The following is a 20,511-nucleotide window of genomic DNA, read 5'->3' on the forward strand; positions in this document are numbered from 1 at the left end:
CGGGCGGCGCAAGGCCGTCCCCCGGGCCGACGTGGCGGCGGCATGTCGCCGCCGCGTCGCTCACACCGTCAGCAAGCCTTTCCTTTCGATGAACGCGACGACATCGGCGACGCCCTCGAGCGCCTTCAGGTTCGTCATCACGTAAGGCCGCTCGCCGCGCATCTTCTTCGTGTCGGACGCCATCACGTCGAGGTTCGCGCCGACGAGCGGCGCGAGATCCGTCTTGTTGATCACGAGCAGGTCGGACTTCGTGATACCGGGCCCGCCCTTGCGCGGAATCTTCTCGCCGCCGGCCACGTCGATCACGTAGATCGTCAGGTCCGACAGCTCGGGGCTGAAGGTCGCCGCGAGATTGTCGCCGCCCGATTCGATGAACACGATGTCGGCGTCGGGGAAGCGCGACAGCATGCGGTCGACAGCCTCGAGGTTGATCGACGCATCCTCGCGGATCGCCGTGTGCGGGCAGCCGCCCGTCTCGACGCCCATGATGCGTTCCTCGGGCAGCGCGCCCGCGACCGTCAGCAGGCGCTGGTCTTCCTTCGTATAGATGTCGTTCGTGATCGCGACGAGGTCGTAGCGCTCGCGCATCGCCTTGCACAGCATTTCGAGCAGCGTGGTCTTGCCGGAGCCGACCGGGCCGCCGATGCCGACGCGCAGCGGCGGCAGTTTCTTGGTGCGGCGGGCGGAGGAGGTTGCGGGTGCGTTCATGGCGTGGATCGGGTTCAGGAGCGGAACAACCGCGAATACTGGGTTTCGTGCCGCGCGGACAGGATGCCGAGCTGCGGCGCGAACGTGTTGATGGCGTCGGGCGGCGTCGCGAGCGCGCGGCGCACGGCCGCGTCGATCGCGCCGCGCAGCGCGACGATGATGCGCTGGCCGGCGAGCTGGCCGAGCGGCACCGCTTTCAGCGCGGCCGATGTCTGGTTCTCGACCCAGCCGAACGCGTATGCGGCGAGCGTGGCGTCGGCGCCGGCACCGTGTGCGGCGGCCGCGTATGCGAATGCGGTCGGCAGCGCGATCGGCGTGAGCGATGCGAGCGTCGCGCGGCGCGCGGCATCGCCCCATTCGAGCGACGCGCACAGTTGCGCGAGCGACCAGCCCATCTGCTCGGTCTCGCGGCGCAGCTCCGCCGATTCGCGGCTCGCGACGAACCATGCGTTCTCGCGCGCCAGCGCGTCGGCGTCGTGCGCGTGCCAGCGCGCGAGCTGGTGCGCGAGGAACGGCAGCTCGCCGTGTGCAAGCACGTCGGTCAGCCCGCTCGCGATCCAGTCGCGCGCGGTGTCGGCGTCGCGGATCAGGTTCGCGTCGAGCGCGGCTTCGAGTCCCTGCGAATAGCTGAACGCGCCGATCGGCAATGCGGGCGACGCGAGATGCAGCAGCGCGACAAGCTCAGTGGTGGTCATGACCGTGGTGGCCGTGCGAGCAGCCGGGACCATGCTGATGATCGTGATCGTGATCGTGATCGTGATCGTGATCGTGCGAGTGCGAGTGCGAGTGCGAGTGCGAGTGCGAGTGCGAGTGCGAGTGCGAGTGGCCGTGGTGTTCGCCGAAGACCTGCTGCGCGAGCGCGTAGTCCTCGGCGAACGTCGCATCGTGCCCGTGCTTGTGGCCGCCACCATATGCGCCGGCTTCCGGCTGGAACGGTGCGCTCGTTTCTTCGACCTGCGTGCCGAGCCGGCGCAGCATGTCAGCGAGCACCGGATCGGCTTCGAGCTTCAGGTAACCGTCGCCGATCTCGACCGGCGTGTGACGGTTGCCGAGATGATACGCGGCGCGCATCAGCGTGAGCGGGTCGGCCGCGCGCACCAGCAGCACGGTCTCGGAGGCAGCGGCGACGCGCACGAGCGCGCCGTCGTCGGCGACGAGCACGTCGCCGTCGCGCAGCACGGTGCCGCGCGGCAGCAGGACCGCGACGTCCTCGCCGGTGTCGAGCGTGGCCGCGAGGCGGCTCTTGCAGCGGGCGTCATAGGCGAGCGTGAGCGTCGGCGCGCGCGCGACGAGCGACGCGGCGAGCTTCACGTTCGGGGCAATGCGTTTGTCGAGGGTGCGCATGGAACGGAAAACCGGAAATCAGAACAGGAAATAGCGCTGCGCCATCGGCAGCACCGTCGCCGGCTCGCAGGTGAGCAGCTGGCCGTCGGCGATCACGTCGTAGGTTTCGGGATCGACGCTGATCGACGGGCGCCATGCGTTGTGGATCATGTCGGCCTTCGTCACGTTGCGGCAGTTGCGCACGGGCACGACGCGCTTCGCGAGCCCGTAGCGTTCGGCGATGCCCGCGTCGGCCGCCATCTGCGACACGAAGGTCAGCGACGTGCGCGCGAGCGCACCGCCGCGCGTGGCGAACATCTCGCGGTAGTGGACCGGCTGCGGCGTCGGGATCGACGCGTTCGGGTCGCCCATCTGCGCCATCGCGATCATCCCGCCCTTCAGGATCATCGACGGCTTGATCCCGAAGAATGCGGGCTCCCACAGCACGAGGTCGGCCCACTTGCCGGGTTCGATCGAACCGACTTCGTGCGCGATGCCGTGCGTGATCGCCGGGTTGATCGTGTACTTCGCGACGTAGCGTTTCGCGCGGAAGTTGTCGTTGCGCGCGCCGTCCTCGGGCAGCGCGCCGCGCTGCACCTTCATCTTGTGCGCGGTCTGCCAGGTGCGGATGATCACTTCGCCGACGCGGCCCATCGCCTGCGAGTCGGACGACAGCATCGACAGCGCGCCGAGATCGTGCAGGATATCTTCGGCCGCGATCGTCTCGCGGCGGATCCGCGATTCGGCGAACGCGAGATCCTCGGCGATCGACGGATCGAGGTGGTGACACACCATCAGCATGTCGAGATGCTCGTCGAGCGTGTTGATCGTGTACGGGCGCGTCGGGTTGGTCGACGACGGCAGCACGTTCGCTTCGCCGCACACCTTCAGGATGTCCGGCGCATGGCCGCCGCCCGCGCCTTCGGTGTGGTACGTGTGGATCGTGCGGCCCTTGAACGCGGCGACGGTCGATTCGACGAAGCCGCCTTCGTTCAGCGTGTCGGTGTGGATCGCGACCTGCGTGTCGGTATCGTCGGCGACCGACAGGCAGTTGTCGATCGCGGCGGGCGTCGTGCCCCAGTCTTCATGCAGCTTCAGGCCGATCGCGCCGGCCGCGATCTGCTCGACGAGCGGCTGCGGCAGGCTCGCGTTGCCCTTGCCGAGGAAGCCGAGGTTGATCGGCCAGCCGTCGGCCGCCTGCAGCATCCGCTCCATGTGCCACGGGCCCGGCGTGCAGGTCGTTGCGTTGGTGCCGGTGGCGGGCCCCGTGCCGCCGCCGAGCATCGTCGTGACGCCCGACGCGAGCGCTTCGTCGATCTGCTGCGGGCTGATGAAGTGGATGTGCGTATCGATGCCGCCGGCCGTCACGATCAGCCCTTCGCCGGCGATCACTTCGGTCGCCGCGCCGATCGCGATCGTCACGCCGGGCTGGATGTCGGGATTGCCGGCCTTGCCGATCGCGGCGATCCGGCCGTGCTTGATCGCGATGTCGGCCTTCACGATGCCCCAGTGATCGAGGATCACCGCGTTCGTGATGATCGTGTCGGGCACGTCGGCGGCCACGCGCTGCGACTGGCCCATCCCGTCGCGGATCACCTTCCCGCCGCCGAATTTCACCTCCTCGCCGTAGGTCGTGAAGTCGCGTTCGATCTCGATCAGCAGTTCGGTATCGGCGAGCCGCACGCGGTCGCCCGTCGTCGGCCCGAACATTTCCGCGTACGCGCGGCGGCTCAAGCGTAGTGTCATGTGCTGTTCCTGAAGAGCGGGGCGCGGCTTACAGCGGCCCCATCACCTTGCCCTGAAAACCATAGACGGCGCGTTCGCCGGCCAGCTCGACGAGCTCGACGGTGCGCGTCTGGCCCGGCTCGAAGCGCACGGCCGTGCCGGCCGCGATGTTGAGCCGGAAGCCGCGCGCGGCCGCGCGATCGAACGACAGCGCGTCGTTGACTTCGAAGAAGTGGTAGTGCGAGCCGACCTGCACCGGGCGGTCGCCGGTGTTCGCGACGACGAGCGAGATCGTCGCGCGGCCCGCGTTCAGTTCGTGCTCGCCGTCGTCGGTGAGGATTTCGCCGGGGATCATGCGTGCTACCTCGGTCACGGAATCGGGTGGTGGACGGTGACGAGTTTGGTGCCGTCCGGGAAGGTCGCCTCGACCTGGATGTCGGGGATCATCTCCGGCACGCCGTCCATCACGTCGTCGCGCGTGAGCAGCGTCGTGCCGTAGTGCATCACCTCGGCGACGGTCTTGCCGTCGCGCGCGGCTTCCATCAGCGCGGCGGTGATGAACGCGACCGCTTCCGGATAGTTGAGCTTCAGCCCGCGCGCGCGGCGGCGCTCGGCCAGCAGCGCTGCCGTGAAGATCAGCAGCTTGTCCTTTTCTCGGGGAGTCAGTTTCATGAAGGCAGTCGTTCAGGAAAACGTAATTTTTATCGGTGCGCGGGATGCCGGCGGGGCGCGGTTCATCGTAGCACCGCGCCGTTGTTCCTGCGTCGTGTATCCGATATGTAAGCAGCAAGGTGCGTGCCATGTCGGTGCGGCGTGCGGCGATGCGCGATCGTGGTGCGCGATGCATGGATCGTGGGCAACGCGGGCGTCGCTGCTGCGCCGAAACGGTGCGTGCCGGGCCGCGTGCTCAGGTCTGCCAGAGGCGCAGCGGTCGCGCGTCGACACCGTGCACGAGCGGGCGCAGGTGGAGCCAGCAGTCGGTGAAGTGACGCTGCAGCGCTTCCATCGACGTCGACACCGCGCGCACCAGCACGACGCCCGGCGTCACGCAGGTCGCGCCCGCGCGCAGCGTGTCGTCGAACGGCATCCGCGCGGCAAGCGTTTCGGCGAGCGCGGCATCGCACGCGGCGCCGGCCGCCCACAGCGTGCCGTACACGGGAAAGCCGGCGAGGCCCTGCAGCGAGCCGCGCAGCGGATCGTGTGCGTCGAGCAGCGCGCGCTCGGTCCACAGCGGCCGGCCGTCGGCATCGACGAGTGCCGAACCCGACACGATGCGGCCCGCCGACCACGTTTCGCCGGCCGCCTGCCGGCCGAGCTGCGTCGCGTCCCAGCCGATCGCGCTCGCGCCCGCGCCGAGCGTCACCGTGAAGTCCAGCGCGGCGTGGGCCGCGTCGAAGAACAGGTTGTTCTGCGGCAGCCAGTCGAGCTTCGCGTGCGCGCCGACCGTGATGCCGATGCGTTGCGTCGCGTCGAGGCCGTTCGACTTGTACCACTTGGTCGCGCCGGGCGTCGTCAGCACCGCGTGCGTACCGTCGCCGAGCGCGATGTCGATGTCGAGCCGGTCGCCGCCCGCGACGCCGCCCGGCGGGTGGACGATGACCGCGTGGCAGATCGCGTCGCCTTCCGGATACAGCGGCCGCTGCACGCGCAGCGGGCCGTCGTGCAGCCGATGGACGAGCGTCGTGCGCGCGCCGTGCCGTTCGAAGCCGAGTTCGAGACGGCCGCGCCACGACTTGGCGACGGCGGGGCGGGACAGCGGGGCGTGGGAATCGAGGGCGGACATCGGCGGGAAGCAGGGAACGGGCGCGGTGATCGAGGATGCTACCGCAACACTATACGCTTGGGTGTTCGGGTTGCCGAACGTGGCGAAGGGGAGCGGCGACGGCGCCGGCCATCGCGTGACATGCGTCGACCGTCGGCGCCACGCGTCGGCGCAATCATGCGCTGCGTGGCGCGCTACACCGCGATCAGCTCGCGCACGCCGTTCGTTTCCATGTCCCGCGCATCGCCGCCGGCGATGACCTCGCCGCGGCTCATCACCCAGTAATGGTCTGCGATCGAGCGCGCGAAGTCGTAATACTGCTCGACGAGCAGCACGGTCATCTTCGATTCGTCGACGAGCTGGCGCAGCGTGCGGCCGATGTCCTGGATGATCGACGGCTGGATGCCCTCGGTCGGCTCGTCGAGGATCAGCAACTGCGGCTCGCTCATCAGCGCGCGGCCGATCGCGAGCTGCTGCTGCTGGCCGCCCGACAGGTCGCCGCCGCGCCGGGCGCGCATGTCCTTCAGCACCGGGAACAGGTCGTAGATGCGGTCGGGCACTTTCGATGGCGCCTTGCGGCTTGCCGCGCCGACGAGCAGGTTCTCCTCGACGGTGAGCCGCGGAAAGATGTCGCGGCCCTGCGGCACGTACGCGAGACCGGCCGCGACGCGCGCATACGGCGGCAGTGCGCCGAGCGCGGTGCCGCGCCACGACACGCTGCCGCTCTTCGCGGCGACGACGCCCATCAGGCAGCGCAGCAGCGTGCTCTTGCCGACGCCGTTGCGGCCGAGCAGCACGGTGAGCTTGCCGTCGTCGGCGGCCAGCGTCACGTTGCGCAGGATGTGGCTGCCGCCGTAGTACTGGTTCAGTGCATCGATCTTCAGCATTGCGTCACCGTCCGAGGTAAGACTCGATCACCGCGTCGTCGCGCTTGACCTGGTCGAGCGTGCCTTGCGCGAGCACCGCGCCTTCGGCCATCACCGTCACGCGGCCCGTGTCGCCCGCGAGCGCCGCGACGAACTCCATGTCGTGCTCGACGACCATCATCGAGCAGGTGCCGCGCAGCGTGTTCAGCAGCTTCGCGAGTTCCATCGTCTCGTGGTCGGTCATCCCGGCCGCCGGCTCGTCGAGCAGCAGCAGGGCGGGGCGCTGCATCAGCAGCATGCCGATCTCGAGCCGTTGCTTCTGCCCGTGCGACAACTCGCCGGCCGCGCGATACGCGTCGCTTTCGAGGCCGATCAACGCGAGCGTCTCCTCGATCTTCGCCTGCGCCGCGCGGTCGAGCCGCGCGCGCAGCGACGCGAGCCAGCCCTTGTCGGTCTGCATCGCCAGTTCGAGGTTTTCCCACACCGGATGCTGTTCGAACACGGTCGGCTTCTGGAACTTGCGGCCGATCCCCGCGCGCGCGATCGCGGGTTCGTTCATTCGCGCGAGGTCGATGGTCTGGCCGAGAAACACCTTGCCCGCATCGGGCCGCGTCTTGCCGGTGATCACGTCCATCATCGTGGTCTTGCCCGCGCCGTTCGGGCCGATCACGCAGCGCAGCTCGCCCGCGTCGATCGCGAGCGACAGCTTGTTCAGCGCGCGAAAGCCGTCGAAGCTCACCTCGATATCCTCGAGGTAGAGGATCGTGCCATGCGACGTGTCGATGCCGGGCGGCGCCACGCGGCCCATCGATGCGCTGCCGCTGACGGCCAGCAGCTCGTCCTCGGGCGGTGGCGTGAACTGGTAGAGGGCGGTGCCGTTCATCCGCGTTTCCCCTTTGCGAGCAGCGTGTCGACGAGGCCCATGATGCCGCGCGGCAGCAGGAGCGGCACGAGCACGAAGATCAGGCCGAGAAAGAACAGCCAGTATTCGGCGAAGTACGCGGTAAAGAGGCTCTTCGCGCCGTTCACCGCGAATGCGCCGACGATCGGCCCGATCAGCGTGCCGCGCCCGCCCACCGCGACCCAGATCGCCATTTCGATCGAGTTGCCGGGCGACATCTCGCCGGGGTTGATGATGCCGACCTGCGGCACGTACAACGCGCCCGCGATCCCGCACAGCACGGCCGACAGCGTCCACACGAACAGCTTGTACGCGAGTGGGCTGTAGCCGAGGAACATCAGCCGCGTCTCGCCGTCGCGCACCGCGGTGACCACGCGCCCGAGCTTGCTGGTGACGATTGCGCGCGCAACGATGAACGCGAGCACGAGCGTCGCGAAGGTCAGCAGCAGCAGCACCGTGCGCGTGCCGGGCGACGTGATCGGAAACCCGGCGATGCGCTTGAAGTCGGTGAAGCCGTTGTTGCCGCCGAAGCCCGTCTCGTTGCGAAAGAACAGCAGCATCGCCGCGAACGTCAGCGCCTGCGTGATGATCGACAGGTACACGCCCTTCACGCGCGAGCGGAACGTGAAGAAGCCGAACACCCACGCGAGCACGGCCGGCACGAGCACGACCAGCGCGAGCGCCCACGCGAGATGCTGCGTGCCGCTCCAGTACCACGGCAGTTGATGCCAGTCGAGAAACACCATGAAGTCGGGCAGGTCGCTGCCGTACTTGCCGTCGCGGCCGATCTCGCGCATCAGGTACATGCCGATCGCATAACCGCCGAGCGCGAAGAAGAGGCCGTGGCCGAGGCTGAGAATGCCGCAGTAGCCCCACACGAGATCGAGCGCGAGCGCGGCGATCGCGTAGCACATCAGCTTGCCGGCGAGCGTCATCGCATACGCGGACAGATGGAACGCGCTCGACTCGGGCGCGACCAGCGCGGCGAGCGGCACGCCGATGCCGATCGCGACGCACAGCGCGACGAGCGCGAGCCATGCGCGACGCGACAGCAGCGCGGGGCGGGGCGGCAGGCCGAGCGCGAATTTTTCTTCCGCACGCGCGGCGGCAGCGGGCTTCGGCGCGTCGGCGATCGGCTTCGACAACGAATCGGTGATTGAAGTCATGTCAGGCCTCCGCGCTGCGTCCCTTCGGGGCGAACATGCCCTGCGGACGTTTCTGGATGAACAGCACGATCATCACGAGCACCGCGATCTTCGCGAGCACGGCGCCCCAGAACGGCTCGATCGCCTTGCTGACGAGGCCGAGCCCGAAGCCGCCGAGCACGGTGCCGGCGATCTGGCCGACCCCGCCGAGCACGACCGCCATGAACGAATCGATGATGTAGTTCTGCCCGAGGTCGGGGCCCACGTTGCCGATCTGCGACAGCGCGCAGCCGCCGAGGCCCGCGATGCCCGCGCCGAACGCGAACGCATACGCGTCGACGCGCGCGGTCTTCACGCCGACGCACGCGGCCATCCGGCGGTTCTGCGTGACCGCGCGCACGAACAGGCCGAGCCGCGTCTTCGTCAGCACGCCCCACGCGACGCACACGACCGCGAGCGCGAACGCGAGGATCGCGAGCCGGTTGTACGGCAGGATCAGGTTCTGCATCACGGTGACGCCGCCGCTCATCCACGACGGGTTCACGACCTGCACGTTCTGCGCGCCGAACAGCATGCGCGTCGCCTGGATCAGGATCAGGCTCACGCCGAAGGTCGCGAGCAGCGTCTCGAGCGGGCGGCCGTACAGGTGCCGCAGCACGAGCCGCTCCAGCACGACGCCGACCAGCGCGGCCGCCGCGAACGAAACGGGCACCGCGACGAGCGGATACCAGTCGAACGCGGCCGGCGCGTAGCGCTGGATCAGCGTCTGCACGACATAGGTTGCGTACGCACCGATCATCAGGAATTCACCGTGCGCCATGTTGATCACGCCGATCAGCCCGTACGTGATCGCGAGCCCGAGCGCCGCGAGCAGCAGCACGCTGCCGAGCGACAGGCCCGCGAACACGGTGCCGGCGATTTCGCCGCGGCGCTGCAGCGCGTGCAATGCGTCGAGGCCTTGCTGCGCGGCGTCGCGCACGCGCGCGTCGGGTTCCGTGTAGCTGCCGTCGGCATTCTTCGCGACGAGCGGGCGCAACTGCTCGATCATGTCGAGGTCGCGGCGCGCGGCCACCACCTGCACGGCTTCCAGACGCTTCGCCGGATCGGCGTCGTGCAGCGCGGCAATGGCCCACAGTGCGTCGAGGCGGCGCTTCAGCGCGGGATCGGTTTCCTTCGCGCGCGCGCGATCGATCATCGGCTTGAGCGCCGGGTCGGGCGACTTCAGCAGCGCATCGATCGCGTCGCGGCGCGCGGCGACGTCGGGCGACGCGAGTGCGAGGCCCGACAGCGCGCCGGCGATCTTCGTGCGCAGCAGGTTGTTCAGCATCACGGGCTGCGCGTCGCCGGCCGGCGTCGCGGCTTGCGTGAGCGCGTCGTGCGCGGTGTCGCCGGTCTGGATCAGCAGGCGGCCGTCGCCGGTCGCGAGCGCGTCGCCGCTCGACAGCGCATTGAGCAACGCGACGGCGCGCGGGTCGGCATCGGCGGCGAGACGGTCGACCGCGGCCGTCTTCGCGTCGAAGTCGTCGCCGGCGAGCGCGGCTGTATCGGCGGCCGTCAGGGCGAACGCGGCGCGCGGCAGTGCGCCCGCCAGCGCGGCACAGGCGACGACCGCGACGGCGGCGCGGCGAAAGCGTGTAGGCATCGGGAGATCCTGTCGGGCGTGGGAAAGCGGGTTCGTGCGGCGGTGCGCGTGCGATGCGTTACGGTGAGTACCGGCATTCGCGCACCGGCCTGCAAGCGGAGCGCCACGCCGGTGCGCCGCGCCCCGCATCGCATCAGGCCAGCGCCGCGCGCTGCCGGCGCAGGAACGCCGGGATCGAGCTGACGATGTCCGGCTTGCCCTGGTTGCCTGCGATGAACGGGCTCCACGGCTGCGCGCGCACCGCGGTCTTCGTCTTCCACACGACGTTGAATTGCCCGTCGCCGCGGATCTCGCCGATCATCACCGGCTTGTGCAGGTGATGGTTGCCGTCCATCGTGAGCGTGAAGCCCGAGGGGCCGGCCACCGTCTGGCCGATCATCGCGACGCGCACCTTGTCGACGTCGGTGCTCTTCGCCTTTTCGACGGCCTGCTTCCACATGTGGATGCCCACGTAGGTCGCCTCCATCGGATCGTTCGTCACGCGCTTCGCGCCGCCCGGCAGGTTGTTCGCCTTCACCCACGCGGCAAACTGGTCCTTGAACTTCGTGTTGGTCGGGTTCTTCACCGACATGAAGTAGTTCCACGCGGCGAGATGGCCGACGAGCGGCTTCGTGTCGATCCCGCGCAGCTCTTCCTCGCCGACCGAGAACGCGACCACCGGCACGTCGGTCGCCTTGATCCCCTGGTTGCCGAGCTCCTTGTAGAACGGCACGTTCGAATCGCCGTTGATCGTCGAGACCACGGTCGTCTTGCCGCCCTGGGCGAAGTTCTTGATGTTCGCGACGATCGTCTGGTAATCGCTGTGGCCGAACGGCGTGTAGACCTCCTGAATGTCGGCGTCCTTCACGCCCTTCGATTTCAGGAACGCGCGCAGGATCTTGTTGGTCGTGCGCGGATACACGTAGTCGGTGCCGAGCAGGAAGAAGCGCTTCGCGCCGCCGCCTTCCGCGCTCATCAGGTACTCGACGGCGGGGATCGCCTGCTGGTTCGGCGCGGCGCCCGTGTAGAACACGTTGCGCGACATTTCCTCGCCTTCGTATTGCACCGGGTAGTAGAGCAGGCCGTTCAGTTCCTCGAACACCGGCAGCACCGACTTGCGCGACACCGACGTCCAGCAGCCGAACACGCACGCGACCTTGTCCTGCGTGAGCAGCTGGCGCGCCTTCTCCGCGAACAGCGGCCAGTTCGATGCGGGATCGACGACCACCGGCTCGAGCTTGCGGCCCATCACGCCGCCGTTCTTGTTGATCTCGGCGATCGTCATCAGCGCCGTGTCCTTCAGCGACGTTTCGGAGATCGCCATCGTGCCCGACAGCGAATGCAGGATGCCGACCTTGATCGGGCCCGTGCCCGCATCGGCCGCGTGAGCGAACGGACTCTTGCCTGCCAGCGCGAGTGCACCGGCCATCGAACCGAACTTCAACAGACTGCGACGTTTCATCGGGATCCCCTTGTCATGTTGGATGTGCGTGCGCCGTGGCGGCGCCGGCATCGGAGTAACGCAAGGCATGTGCCAGTCGCGCCGATGCACGCCGGGCGTGCCTGTGAGGGACGGCGCGGGGCGCCGGCGCGGTGCGCATGACGCGTCGTGCAGCATGCGCGATCCGTTGCGGTGCGCTCGCACGGGCGCAAATGGTGCACGGCGGGCGCCCGTGTTCGAGCGCGTGCGTCACACGTCGACGGAAGTGCGGCGCGTGATCGATGCGCACGCATCCGGTCGTGTCGTGTCGGCGTCGCGTGCACACGGCTTGGTCACGAAGTGCCAGGGGGAAGGGCGTGGCGCTCCGCTCGACGGGTGCGTTGCCCGGGTTCTCGCCGCCTCGCGTCATCGAGCGGACGCGGATGGCCGGCGTGCGGAAACAAACGGAAGAGGATGGAACGGTGCAGCAGAAACGCAAACGGGCGCGCCATGCGCGCCCGTTCGGCGGGACTGGAGCGATCGGCTATTACTCGCCGGTCGCCGTGGCGGCGCGCGATGCGCCGCCGGGAAGGTCAGTAACGCGGTACGGACGGATCGACGTCACGCGACCACGCGTCGATGCCGCCCTGCAGGTTGTACAGCTTCGTGAAGCCGCGCGATTCGAGGAACATCGCGACTTGCGCGCTGCGCATCCCGTGATGGCACACGCAGACGATTTCCGCTTCGTCGTCGAGCTCCTCGCTGCGCGCGGGGATCTGCTGCATCGGGATCGACACGCTGCCGGCGATCTGCGCGGTCGAGATTTCCCACGGCTCGCGCACGTCGAGCACGACCGGCGCGGGGCGCGCCGGATCGCGAAGCCATTCCGCGAGCATCGCGGGCGTCAGGATCTGCATGGGGCCGCCGCTCAGAACTTGAAACGCGACGGTTCGATCGCGTTGACGAGGTGGTCGACGTAGGTTTCGAATACGTCGGCGACGCGGTACTGCTTCTCGTCGATGCGCGTGATGACCTGCGCCTTCATCACCGGACGGCCGCCGACGAACGCCGACAGGCGGCCGCCGATCTTCAGCTGTTCGAGCATCTGCTGCGGCACGACCGGCAGGCCGCCCGCGACGCAGATCACGTCGTACGGCGCCTTGTCGGGCCAGCCGAGCGAGCCGTCGCCGAGCGCGACTTCCGCGTTCGTCACGCCGTCGTTGCGCAGGTTGTCGGCCGCGAACTTCGCAATGGCCGGATCGATCTCGACGGCCGTCACGTGCTGCGCGCGATGCGCGAACAGCGCGGCCAGGTAGCCCGAACCCGCGCCGATCACGAGCACGTTCTCGTGCTTCTTGACCGCCAGTTCCTGCAGCACGCGCGCTTCGACGCGCGGGAACAGCATCTTGCTGCGGCCGCCGGGCAGCGGCAGCTCGAGGTCGGCGAACGCGAGATCGCGGTGTTCGGGCGACACGTAGTGTTCACGCTTGACGATCGACAGCAGGCCCAGGACGTCCAGATCCAGCACGTCCCACGGCCGGATCTGTTGTTCGATCATGTTGAAACGCGCGTTTTCGATATTCATGGTGTGGTCACGCAGCCAGGTCGGCCATCAGCGGGGATAGAGAAACTTCGTGATTGTACCAAACGGGGCGGCGGCGAAGCCTTCAGACGGCCTGCAACAGACCTTTACGCCTTGCTCTTCTTGATCTGCGCCTCGAACGCGAGGTCGAGCTTGCTCGCCTTGCGCGGCTTTTTGGGGCCGAATTCGTCGACGAACCTGACGAATTCGTCGAGCGGCAGCGGCTCGCTGCGTTTCTCGGCGGTGCCGCCGGAGCGGTCGACCAGGTAGAACAGGCCGCCCGCCATCGCGACGGCGGCGAACTGCGGGTTGCCGGAACGGGTCTTGAGGCGTTCGACCGCGTGGGTTGCTTTGGTGGTGCGCATCGTGCGGGTTCTTGCAGGGGCGTGGAGCTCCTTACTTTATCAAACCGGCCGCCCGCATGCGGCCGTGCGGTGTCAGACGGTGCGCGAGTAGCGCTGATGCGGCGTCTGGCCGAGGTACGCGTCGAACGCCATCGCGATGTTGCGCACGACCATCCGGCCGGCCGCATGGATCGTCAGGCGGTCGCCGGCGACGGTCAGCAGGCCGTCCTGCTCGAACCCGCGCAGCGCGTCGAGCTCGCGCGCGAAGTGATCGGCGAAGCGGATCCCGTGCGCCGCCTCGATATGCGAGAACGGCAGTTCGAGGTTGCACATCAGCTGCGTGATCACGTCGCGGCGCAGCCGGTCGTCGGGCGTGAGCCGCACGCCGCGCGCGATCGGCAGCCGGCCCGCGTCGAGCGCGGCGCCATAGGCCGGCAGGTCCTTCGCGTTCTGTGCGTAGACGTCGCCGACCTTGCCGATCGACGACACGCCGAAGCCGATCAGGTCGGTATCCGCGCGCGTGCTGTAGCCCTGGAAATTGCGTTGCAGCGTGCCGTTGCGCTGCGCGCGCACGAGTTCGTCGGAAGGCCGCGCGAAGTGGTCCATCCCGATGTACACGTAGCCGGCCTGCGTCAGCATGTCGATCGCGAGGCCGAGCAGTGCGATGCGCGTTGCGGGCGGCGGCAGCGTCGCGTCGTCGATCTGCCGCTGCATCTTGAACAGGTGCGGCATGTGCGCGTAGCCGAATACCGACAGGCGGTCCGGCGCGAGCTCGATGATCGTCTCGAGCGTGCGCGCGAACACGGCGACCGTCTGGTGCGGCAGCCCGTAGATCAGGTCGACGCTGACCGATTGGAAGCCCGTCGTGCGCGCGGCCGACAGCAGGTCGGCCGTCATCGCGAGCGGCTGGACCCGGTTGATCGCCTGCTGCACGACCGGATCGAAATCCTGCACGCCGAGGCTCAGCCGGTTGAAGCCGATGTTGCGCAGGTGGACGAGCGTCGCGGGCGTGACCGTGCGCGGGTCGATCTCGATCGAGAACTCGGCGTCGGCGTCCGGCGCGAGTGCGAAATGTTCGCGGGTGGCCGCCATCAGCTCGGCCGTTTCGTCGTCGGACAGGAAGGTCGGCGTGCCGCCGCCCCAGTGAAGCTGCGTGACCGGGCGCGCGGGATCGAACAGCGCGGCCTGCAGCGCCAGTTCGCGCTTCAGTTGCTCGAGATACGGGCGCGCGCGGCGGCGGTTGTTGGTCGCGATCTTGTTGCAGCCGCAATAGAAGCAGGCCGTATTGCAGAACGGGATGTGAAAGTACAGCGACAGGTCGCTCGCCGACGCGCCGGGATCGCCCGCGGCGCGCACGTAGTCGGTCGGGTCGAATTCGTCGCGGAACTGCAGCGCGGTGGGGTAGGACGTATAGCGCGGCCCGTTCGCACCGTACTTCGCGAGCAAATCGGGACGGAACAGTGTGTCGGCAGAACCGGAACTCATGATGGTCTCGCGCTTTTTGGATGCTTTGGAGTATATGAACGCGCGTTCCGGCTGCATTGTGTAATAACGTCGCAGCCGGCGGTGGCACAATGCGCGGTGGGCTGCCGCACGCTGCGTCCGGTTGCCGCACCGTTTTTTTTGTTGTTCGTGAGAGAGCCGAGTGTCCGTCGAAATGCCTGTCCGTCCGGCGCCCGCCGAGGTCCCGCCGCCGCATGCGTGCCGCGAGGGGTGCGGCGCATGCTGCATCGCGCCGTCGATTTCCTCGCCGATTCCGGGGATGCCCGACGGCAAGCCGGCCGGCGTGCGCTGCGTGCAGCTCGGCGACGACCTGCGCTGCCGGATCTTCGGCCGGCCCGAGCGGCCCGCGTGCTGTTCCGGGCTGCAGCCGTCCGCCGAGATGTGCGGTGCGTCGCGCGACGACGCGCTCGCGTGGCTGACGCGCCTCGAGATCGCGACGCAGCCGTCGCCCGGCGCGGCCCGCTGACGCGCTGCCCGCGCTGTCGTTTGCCGGCACGCGCATGGAACCGGCGACGCGCGTCGAAGCACTAACTTGGGTCCCCGGCGCCACATGGGGCGGAGCCGATAACCGGACTGCCGCTTCGCCCGATACAGGAGATTGTTCAGCATGACCGCATCTTGCACGCCTGGCCGGCGCCGCTTCCTCGCCGCTTGCGCCGGCGCCATCGGCGTGTCGGTATCGCTCGCCGCCTGCGCGTCGACGTTCCCGTTCATTCCCGATCACTACACGTTCTCGCGCGGCGACGTGCAGAAGGCCGTCGCGCGCAAGTTTCCGTACCAGAAGACGGTCGCGCAGGTCGTCGACGTGTCGCTGGCGAATCCGGCCGTCAACCTGCTGCCCGACCAGAACCGCGTCGCGGTGCAGCTCGATGCGCATTTCGCGAGTCCGTTCCTGAGCGAACCGGTGAGCGGCAAGTTCACCGTGTCGGGCCAGCTGGCCTACGACGCGCCGAGCCGCTCGGTCGTGCTGAAGGCGCCGGCCGTCGACAGCCTCGTGCTCGACGGCAACGCGCAGATGTACGCGCAACAGGTCGGCGCGGCCGCCGGCCTGCTCGCGACGCAGGTGCTGACCAACTATCCGATCTATACGTTCAAGCCCGAGCAACTGCAATTTGCCGGCGTGAACTACGAACCCGGTACAATTACGATTCTTACAAACGGCATACGCGTGGCGATCGTCGAAAAGTGACGGCGCACCGCGCGGCCGGGTGGGCCGCGGCGGTGACGCGGCCCTTTCTTTCGACTACTTCGGAGTTGGGCCACGGATGGACTGGATCCTGATCTGCAAGGCATTGATCCTCGGCGTCGTCGAGGGGCTGACGGAATTCCTCCCGGTGTCGAGCACCGGCCACCTGATCGTCGCGGGCAGTTTCCTGAATTTCAACGATGCGCACGCGAAGACCTTCGACGTCGTGATCCAGTTCGGCGCGATTCTCGCGGTCTGCTGGGAATACCGGCAGCGGATCGTGTCCATCGTGTCCGGGCTGCCGAGCCGGCCCGACGCGCAGCGCTTCACGCTGAACGTCGTGATCGCGACCATTCCCGCGATCGCGCTCGGCCTGCTGTTCGAGAAGAAGATCAAGGCCGTGCTGTTCTCGCCGGTGCCGGTCGCATTCGCGCTCGTCGTCGGCGGCGCGATCATCCTGTGGGCCGAGGCGCGGCAGCGCGAACGCAGCGAGCCGCCGCGCGTGCAGTCGGTCGATGCGCTCACGCCGCTCGATGCGCTGAAGGTCGGCCTCGCGCAATGCTTCGCGCTGGTGCCGGGCATGTCGCGCTCCGGCTCGACGATCATCGGCGGGATGCTGTTCGGCCTCGACCGGCGCGTCGCGACCGAATTCTCGTTCTTCCTCGCGATTCCGATCATCTTCGGCGCGACGCTCTATGAAACCGTCAAGGACTGGCAGGCATTCACGGTCGACTCGCTCGGCCTGTTCGCGCTCGGGCTGGTTGCCGCGTTCGTCAGCGCGTTCGTGTGCGTGCGCTGGCTGCTGCGCTTCGTCGCGACGCACGACTTCACCGTGTTCGCGTGGTACCGGATCGCGTTCGGCCTGTTCGTGCTGCTGGTGGGCTACAGCGGGTGGCTGAACTGGGCGTGATGCCGGTGCGGGGGCGCAGGTGCTCCCGACAGATGGATGAAGAACGGCCCGATCGGCAAGATGCCGGTCGGGCCGTTTTTCATGGCGCGGCGCGCAGCGTGCGCCATGCCGCCGCGAGCCGTGTTCAGCCGGCGCGCTTGCGGAACACCAGGTCCCACACGCCGTGGCCGAGCCGCAGCCCGCGCCGTTCGAACTTCGTGACGGGGCGGTAGTCGGGGCGCGGCGCGTAGTCGGCGGCCGTGTTCTCGAGCGTCGGTTCGGCGCCGAGCACTTCCAGCATCTGTTCCGCGTAGTTCTGCCAGTCGGTCGCGCAATGCAGGTACGCACCTGGTTTCAGGCGCGATGCGAGGTGCGCGACGAGCGGCGGCTGGATCAGCCGGCGCTTGTGGTGACGCGCCTTGTGCCACGGATCCGGGAAGAAGATGTGCACGCCGTCGAGGCTTTCCGGCGCGAGCATGTGCTCGAGCACTTCGACCGCGTCGTGCTGGATGATGCGGATGTTCGGCAGCTCCTGCTCGCCGATCAGCTTCAGCAGCGCGCCGACGCCCGGCTCGTGCACCTCGACGCCGAGGAAGTCGTCGCCCGGGCGATGCGCGGCGATTTCCGCGGTCGACGCGCCCATCCCGAAGCCGATTTCCAGGATGCGCGGCGCGCGGCGGCCGAACACGGCGTCCCAGTCGGGGATTTCAGCGGCGTACGGCACGACGAATCGCGGGCCCAGATCGTCGAGCGCGCGGCGCTGGCCGGTCGACACGCGGCCGGCGCGCGTCACGAAGCTGCGGATGCGGCGTCGGTGCAGCGGATTGACTTCGTCGGCGCCGTCGGCGGCTTCGTCGGGAAGGGCGGCGTCGTCCGGCGGCAGGCCGGCTTCGTTCGGATCGTCGTGCATCATCGGTGACAGAGAAAGGCTTGGTTCGGGCGCGGGCCCGTTACGCCCGCTACGCGCAGCGGTGCTGCCGGATGGACAGGCAGATGGTACAAAAAAGCCGCCTTCGACGAGGCGGCTCTTGCGCAGGCTGCCGAGCAGCCGAAGGTGGAGCGGGCGATGGGAATCGAACCCACGTCATCAGCTTGGGAAGCTGAGGTAATGGCCATTATACGACGCCCGCAGAACGGGTAATTCTACAGGGTTTGGCGCGGATGTTGCAAGCGAGGCGTTTTGAGGCGTTTTGGCCGCCCGCCTTGAAACCGGCGTGGCCCGGTGGCGGTGCGATCGATCGCCGGTAACGAGCGTCAAGGATCGGTCTGCAGCGGTCCGTCAACGCAAGGCCGTCCGGAAAATGCGCTGGCGGCGCGCCCGCATGCGGGCACGTGTCGAAAATGGACGAGTCGGTGTCGGACGCATACAAGCTGCGGTGCAGCTTTCGAACTAACGTGACAGACCTCTTACCCGATCGTTAGTCTGGAGCTGACATGTCCGATTTCATCACCGTTCTGCGCAAAACCTGCCCGACCCCGGTCGTCGACGCGACCAAGTGGAAGCGCATCGGCGGCGATCCGCACACCGTGAACCTCAACGCCTACGTCTCCAAGGACGGCAGCAAGATCATGGGCACCTGGATCTGCACGCCGGGCAAGTTCGAGGTGAACTACGAGAAATGGGAGTACTGCCACTTCCTCGACGGCTACTGCATCATCACGCCGGAAGGCGAGGAGCCTGTGCACCTGAGGGCCGGCGACGTGTTCGTGATCGAACCCGGCATGAAAGGAACGTGGGAAGTGGTGGAGACGGTGCGCAAGTACTTCGTCTTCGCCTGAGCGTGTGGATCGGTTCGGGCTGCGCCAACGCGCCGGTCGCACCGACGCGTTGAGCCGCACCTTCAGCCGATACCGACGAACAGCGGATTCAGCCGGGGATCGCCAGCAGCGAACCCCGGCCCAACAAAATAAAACGCGTTCCGGGTCGGAAACAGCTCCCGAGCGTGGTCGCACGCCCGGCCGGTTCCACTATCGCGCGGATCGCGCCGGGTGACGCGCTGTTCACCCGCCTGTTCACCGGCAGCGACATGTTTCGCATGCGATGCCGATCGGCGCGGCGGTGCCGCGGTACAAGCGTAAATCGTGGGGGCGCCATTGGATCTCGGCGCGCGTTGCCGAGGCCGCGCATGGCCGACGCGCAAGTGCACGTGTCACGCGCCTCGCGCATGACGGAGCACGCGTTCGCACACCGATGCGGTACGGCGCGATTCGGATGCTGTCGCTCAAGCCGCATGACTTCACGGCATCGCGACGATCGCGAGCCTGCAGGGTATCGCGCAAGCGCCTATGATGCAGCGATCCGCCCGTCACGCCGGCTGCCGCGCGTGCATGGCCCGCGAACGCCGAACGTTTTCCCGGAACCCCGACCATGCGCATCACCGACATCCGCGAGCAGGCGATCCCGGTTTCCCGCTATGCCGATCCGGCGATTCCGTCGGGCGGCCTGACGACGAGCGTCGTCGCGATCGTCACCGATGTCGTGCGCGATGGCCGGCCGGTCACGGGCTATGGCTACGCGTCGGTCGGCCGCCATGCGCAGGGCGGGCTGATTCGCGAACGGTTCGCGCCGCGTCTGCTGGCCGCCGCGCACGCCATCGCCGACGATGCCGGCACGAATCTCGATCCGTTTCGCGCATGGCGCGCGATGATGGCGGGCGAAAAGCCCGGCGGGCACGGCGAACGCTGCGTCGCGGTCGGCGTGCTCGACATGGCGATCTGGGATGCCGCCGCGAAGATCGCGGGCCTGCCGCTCCATCGCTTCGTCGCCGACCGGCTCGCGCGCGACGCGGCGCCCCGCGTGCGCGTCTACGCGGGCGGCGGCTACCGCTATCCGCACGACGATCTCCCGCACCTGTCGGACGAGATGCGCCGCATCGCCGATCTCGGCTACACGCACGCAAAGATCAAGATCGGCGGCCCGGATATCGACCAGGACACACGCCGCGTCGAAACCGCCGCGGCCTGCCTTGCCGACAGCTCGCATCTCGCGGTCGACGCGATGAACGCGTACGACGCGACGAGCGGCCCCGCTGCCGCCGCGCGGCTGGCCCCGTTCGAACTCTGGTGGTTCGAGGATCTGTGCGACCCGCTCGACCTGCCGCTTCACGCGGACCTGACTGCGCAATACACGCCGCCGGTCGCGGCCGGCGAGGCGTTGTTCTCGCTCGCGGAAGCGAAGCTGCTCGAGCGCTACGGCGGCCTGCGCCCGGACCGCGACGTCCTCGTGTTCGATCCGGTGCATTGCTATGGCCTGCCGGGCTACCTGCAGATCGTCGACCATTTCGTGTCGAACGGCTGGCGGCGCGATGCGTTCTGGCCGCATGGCGGTCATCTGTTCTCGCTGCACGTCGTGTCGGCGCTCGGGCTCGGCGGCGCGGAAGTCAGCCCGTTCGCGTTCCATCCGTTCAGCGGGCTGGCGGACGGCGCAACGGTCGACGCCGGCTACACGCCCGTGCCGCAGGCGCCGGGCATCGGTTTCGAGCTGCATGCCGATGCCTGTCGCGCGTTTCGCTCGGTCGCGGGCCGCTGACCGGCGC

The 20,511-nt window shown here is 68.3% G+C and carries 22 protein-coding genes and 1 tRNA gene; 5 read left to right on the top strand and 18 right to left on the bottom strand.

The annotated features are described in order from the left end of the window. Nucleotides 1-60 precede the first annotated feature (60 nt). From ureG to hemN, 16 genes are all read right to left on the bottom strand, one after another. Nucleotides 61-708, bottom strand: coding sequence for an urease accessory protein UreG (ureG, locus tag DIE02_RS11535; protein ID WP_044846268.1), 648 nt, complete (start codon nucleotides 706-708; stop codon nucleotides 61-63). 14 nt (nucleotides 709-722) lie between these two features. Beyond that, nucleotides 723-1,403, bottom strand: coding sequence for an urease accessory protein UreF (locus tag DIE02_RS11540; RefSeq protein ID WP_124521590.1), 681 nt, complete (start codon nucleotides 1,401-1,403; stop codon nucleotides 723-725). Then, complete coding sequence (gene ureE, locus DIE02_RS11545; protein ID WP_124529057.1) at nucleotides 1,390-2,052, bottom strand: urease accessory protein UreE; 663 nt, start codon at nucleotides 2,050-2,052, stop codon at nucleotides 1,390-1,392. Before ureE ends, DIE02_RS11540 begins: the two co-directional genes overlap by 14 nt. An 18-nt stretch (nucleotides 2,053-2,070) precedes the next feature. Then, nucleotides 2,071-3,777: an urease subunit alpha gene (gene ureC, locus DIE02_RS11550; protein WP_044846265.1), complete on the bottom strand. Its 1,707-nt coding sequence runs from the start codon at nucleotides 3,775-3,777 to the stop codon at nucleotides 2,071-2,073. Between the two features lie 28 nt (nucleotides 3,778-3,805). After that, entirely contained in the window at nucleotides 3,806-4,111 is a 306-nt protein-coding gene (locus DIE02_RS11555; RefSeq protein WP_044846264.1) for an urease subunit beta, read from the bottom strand. Nucleotides 4,112-4,125: 14 nt separating this feature from the next. Beyond that, nucleotides 4,126-4,428: an urease subunit gamma gene (ureA, locus tag DIE02_RS11560; protein WP_006406310.1), complete on the bottom strand. Its 303-nt coding sequence runs from the start codon at nucleotides 4,426-4,428 to the stop codon at nucleotides 4,126-4,128. Between the two features lie 235 nt (nucleotides 4,429-4,663). Further along, a complete protein-coding gene (locus DIE02_RS11565; RefSeq protein ID WP_124521598.1) occupies nucleotides 4,664-5,539 on the bottom strand; it encodes an urease accessory protein UreD in 876 nt (291 codons plus the stop codon). A 173-nt stretch (nucleotides 5,540-5,712) separates the two neighbouring features. Next, nucleotides 5,713-6,405 (bottom strand): urea ABC transporter ATP-binding subunit UrtE, encoded by a 693-nt coding sequence (gene urtE / locus DIE02_RS11570; protein WP_124521600.1) that lies wholly within the window; start codon nucleotides 6,403-6,405, stop codon nucleotides 5,713-5,715. Between the two features lie 4 nt (nucleotides 6,406-6,409). Further along, on the bottom strand, nucleotides 6,410-7,267 hold the full coding sequence (urtD, locus tag DIE02_RS11575; RefSeq protein WP_044846261.1) for an urea ABC transporter ATP-binding protein UrtD: 858 nt from the start codon (nucleotides 7,265-7,267) through the stop codon (nucleotides 6,410-6,412). Beyond that, on the bottom strand, nucleotides 7,264-8,451 hold the full coding sequence (gene urtC, locus DIE02_RS11580; protein ID WP_044846260.1) for an urea ABC transporter permease subunit UrtC: 1,188 nt from the start codon (nucleotides 8,449-8,451) through the stop codon (nucleotides 7,264-7,266). The genes urtD and urtC overlap by 4 nt, the downstream gene beginning before the upstream one ends. Nucleotide 8,452: 1 nt before the next feature. Continuing rightward, the gene (urtB, locus tag DIE02_RS11585) at nucleotides 8,453-10,072 is read right to left on the bottom strand and encodes an urea ABC transporter permease subunit UrtB (RefSeq protein WP_124522155.1); all 1,620 of its coding nucleotides are present in this window, start codon (nucleotides 10,070-10,072) and stop codon (nucleotides 8,453-8,455) included. Nucleotides 10,073-10,205: 133 nt separating this feature from the next. After that, nucleotides 10,206-11,513: an urea ABC transporter substrate-binding protein gene (gene urtA, locus DIE02_RS11590; protein WP_124522153.1), complete on the bottom strand. Its 1,308-nt coding sequence runs from the start codon at nucleotides 11,511-11,513 to the stop codon at nucleotides 10,206-10,208. 551 nt (nucleotides 11,514-12,064) lie between these two features. Then, a complete protein-coding gene (locus tag DIE02_RS11595; RefSeq protein ID WP_006758748.1) occupies nucleotides 12,065-12,388 on the bottom strand; it encodes a rhodanese-like domain-containing protein in 324 nt (107 codons plus the stop codon). Between the two features lie 11 nt (nucleotides 12,389-12,399). Further along, the gene (locus tag DIE02_RS11600; RefSeq protein WP_124487749.1) at nucleotides 12,400-13,056 is read right to left on the bottom strand and encodes a protein-L-isoaspartate O-methyltransferase; all 657 of its coding nucleotides are present in this window, start codon (nucleotides 13,054-13,056) and stop codon (nucleotides 12,400-12,402) included. 104 nt (nucleotides 13,057-13,160) lie between these two features. After that, nucleotides 13,161-13,418: a hypothetical protein gene (locus DIE02_RS11605; RefSeq protein ID WP_044846256.1), complete on the bottom strand. Its 258-nt coding sequence runs from the start codon at nucleotides 13,416-13,418 to the stop codon at nucleotides 13,161-13,163. A 72-nt stretch (nucleotides 13,419-13,490) separates the two neighbouring features. Further along, entirely contained in the window at nucleotides 13,491-14,882 is a 1,392-nt protein-coding gene (hemN, locus tag DIE02_RS11610; protein WP_124522151.1) for an oxygen-independent coproporphyrinogen III oxidase, read from the bottom strand. A 172-nt stretch (nucleotides 14,883-15,054) separates the two neighbouring features. On the opposite strand from hemN, the gene DIE02_RS11615 reads away from it, so the two are divergent. The 3 genes from DIE02_RS11615 (at nucleotide 15,055) to DIE02_RS11625 (ending at nucleotide 16,996) form a co-directional block, all read left to right on the top strand. Next, nucleotides 15,055-15,366 carry a YkgJ family cysteine cluster protein gene (locus DIE02_RS11615; protein ID WP_044846310.1) on the top strand — a complete coding sequence of 104 codons (312 nt, stop codon included), beginning with the start codon at nucleotides 15,055-15,057 and terminating at the stop codon, nucleotides 15,364-15,366. Between the two features lie 141 nt (nucleotides 15,367-15,507). Beyond that, nucleotides 15,508-16,089 (top strand): DUF1439 domain-containing protein, encoded by a 582-nt coding sequence (locus DIE02_RS11620; RefSeq protein ID WP_044846254.1) that lies wholly within the window; start codon nucleotides 15,508-15,510, stop codon nucleotides 16,087-16,089. 76 nt (nucleotides 16,090-16,165) lie between these two features. Continuing rightward, nucleotides 16,166-16,996 carry an undecaprenyl-diphosphate phosphatase gene (locus DIE02_RS11625; protein ID WP_044846253.1) on the top strand — a complete coding sequence of 277 codons (831 nt, stop codon included), beginning with the start codon at nucleotides 16,166-16,168 and terminating at the stop codon, nucleotides 16,994-16,996. Nucleotides 16,997-17,120: 124 nt separating this feature from the next. Here the strand turns inward: DIE02_RS11625 and trmB are convergent, their stop codons facing one another. Together trmB and DIE02_RS11635 are read right to left on the bottom strand one after the other, a co-directional pair. Beyond that, a complete protein-coding gene (trmB, locus tag DIE02_RS11630) occupies nucleotides 17,121-17,888 on the bottom strand; it encodes a tRNA (guanosine(46)-N7)-methyltransferase TrmB (protein ID WP_124487751.1) in 768 nt (255 codons plus the stop codon). Nucleotides 17,889-18,030: 142 nt separating this feature from the next. Next, a tRNA-Gly gene (locus DIE02_RS11635) sits at nucleotides 18,031-18,105 on the bottom strand. 304 nt (nucleotides 18,106-18,409) lie between these two features. Between DIE02_RS11635 and DIE02_RS11640 the strand changes: the two genes are divergently transcribed. Next, on the top strand, nucleotides 18,410-18,754 hold the full coding sequence (locus DIE02_RS11640; RefSeq protein ID WP_124522149.1) for a cupin domain-containing protein: 345 nt from the start codon (nucleotides 18,410-18,412) through the stop codon (nucleotides 18,752-18,754). Nucleotides 18,755-19,343: 589 nt separating this feature from the next. Then, nucleotides 19,344-20,504, top strand: coding sequence for an enolase C-terminal domain-like protein (locus tag DIE02_RS11645; protein WP_124487752.1), 1,161 nt, complete (start codon nucleotides 19,344-19,346; stop codon nucleotides 20,502-20,504). Nucleotides 20,505-20,511 lie beyond the last annotated feature (7 nt).

The sequence above is a fragment of the Burkholderia sp. Bp8991 genome, from assembly GCF_003853795.1.
GTDB lineage: Bacteria > Pseudomonadota > Gammaproteobacteria > Burkholderiales > Burkholderiaceae > Burkholderia.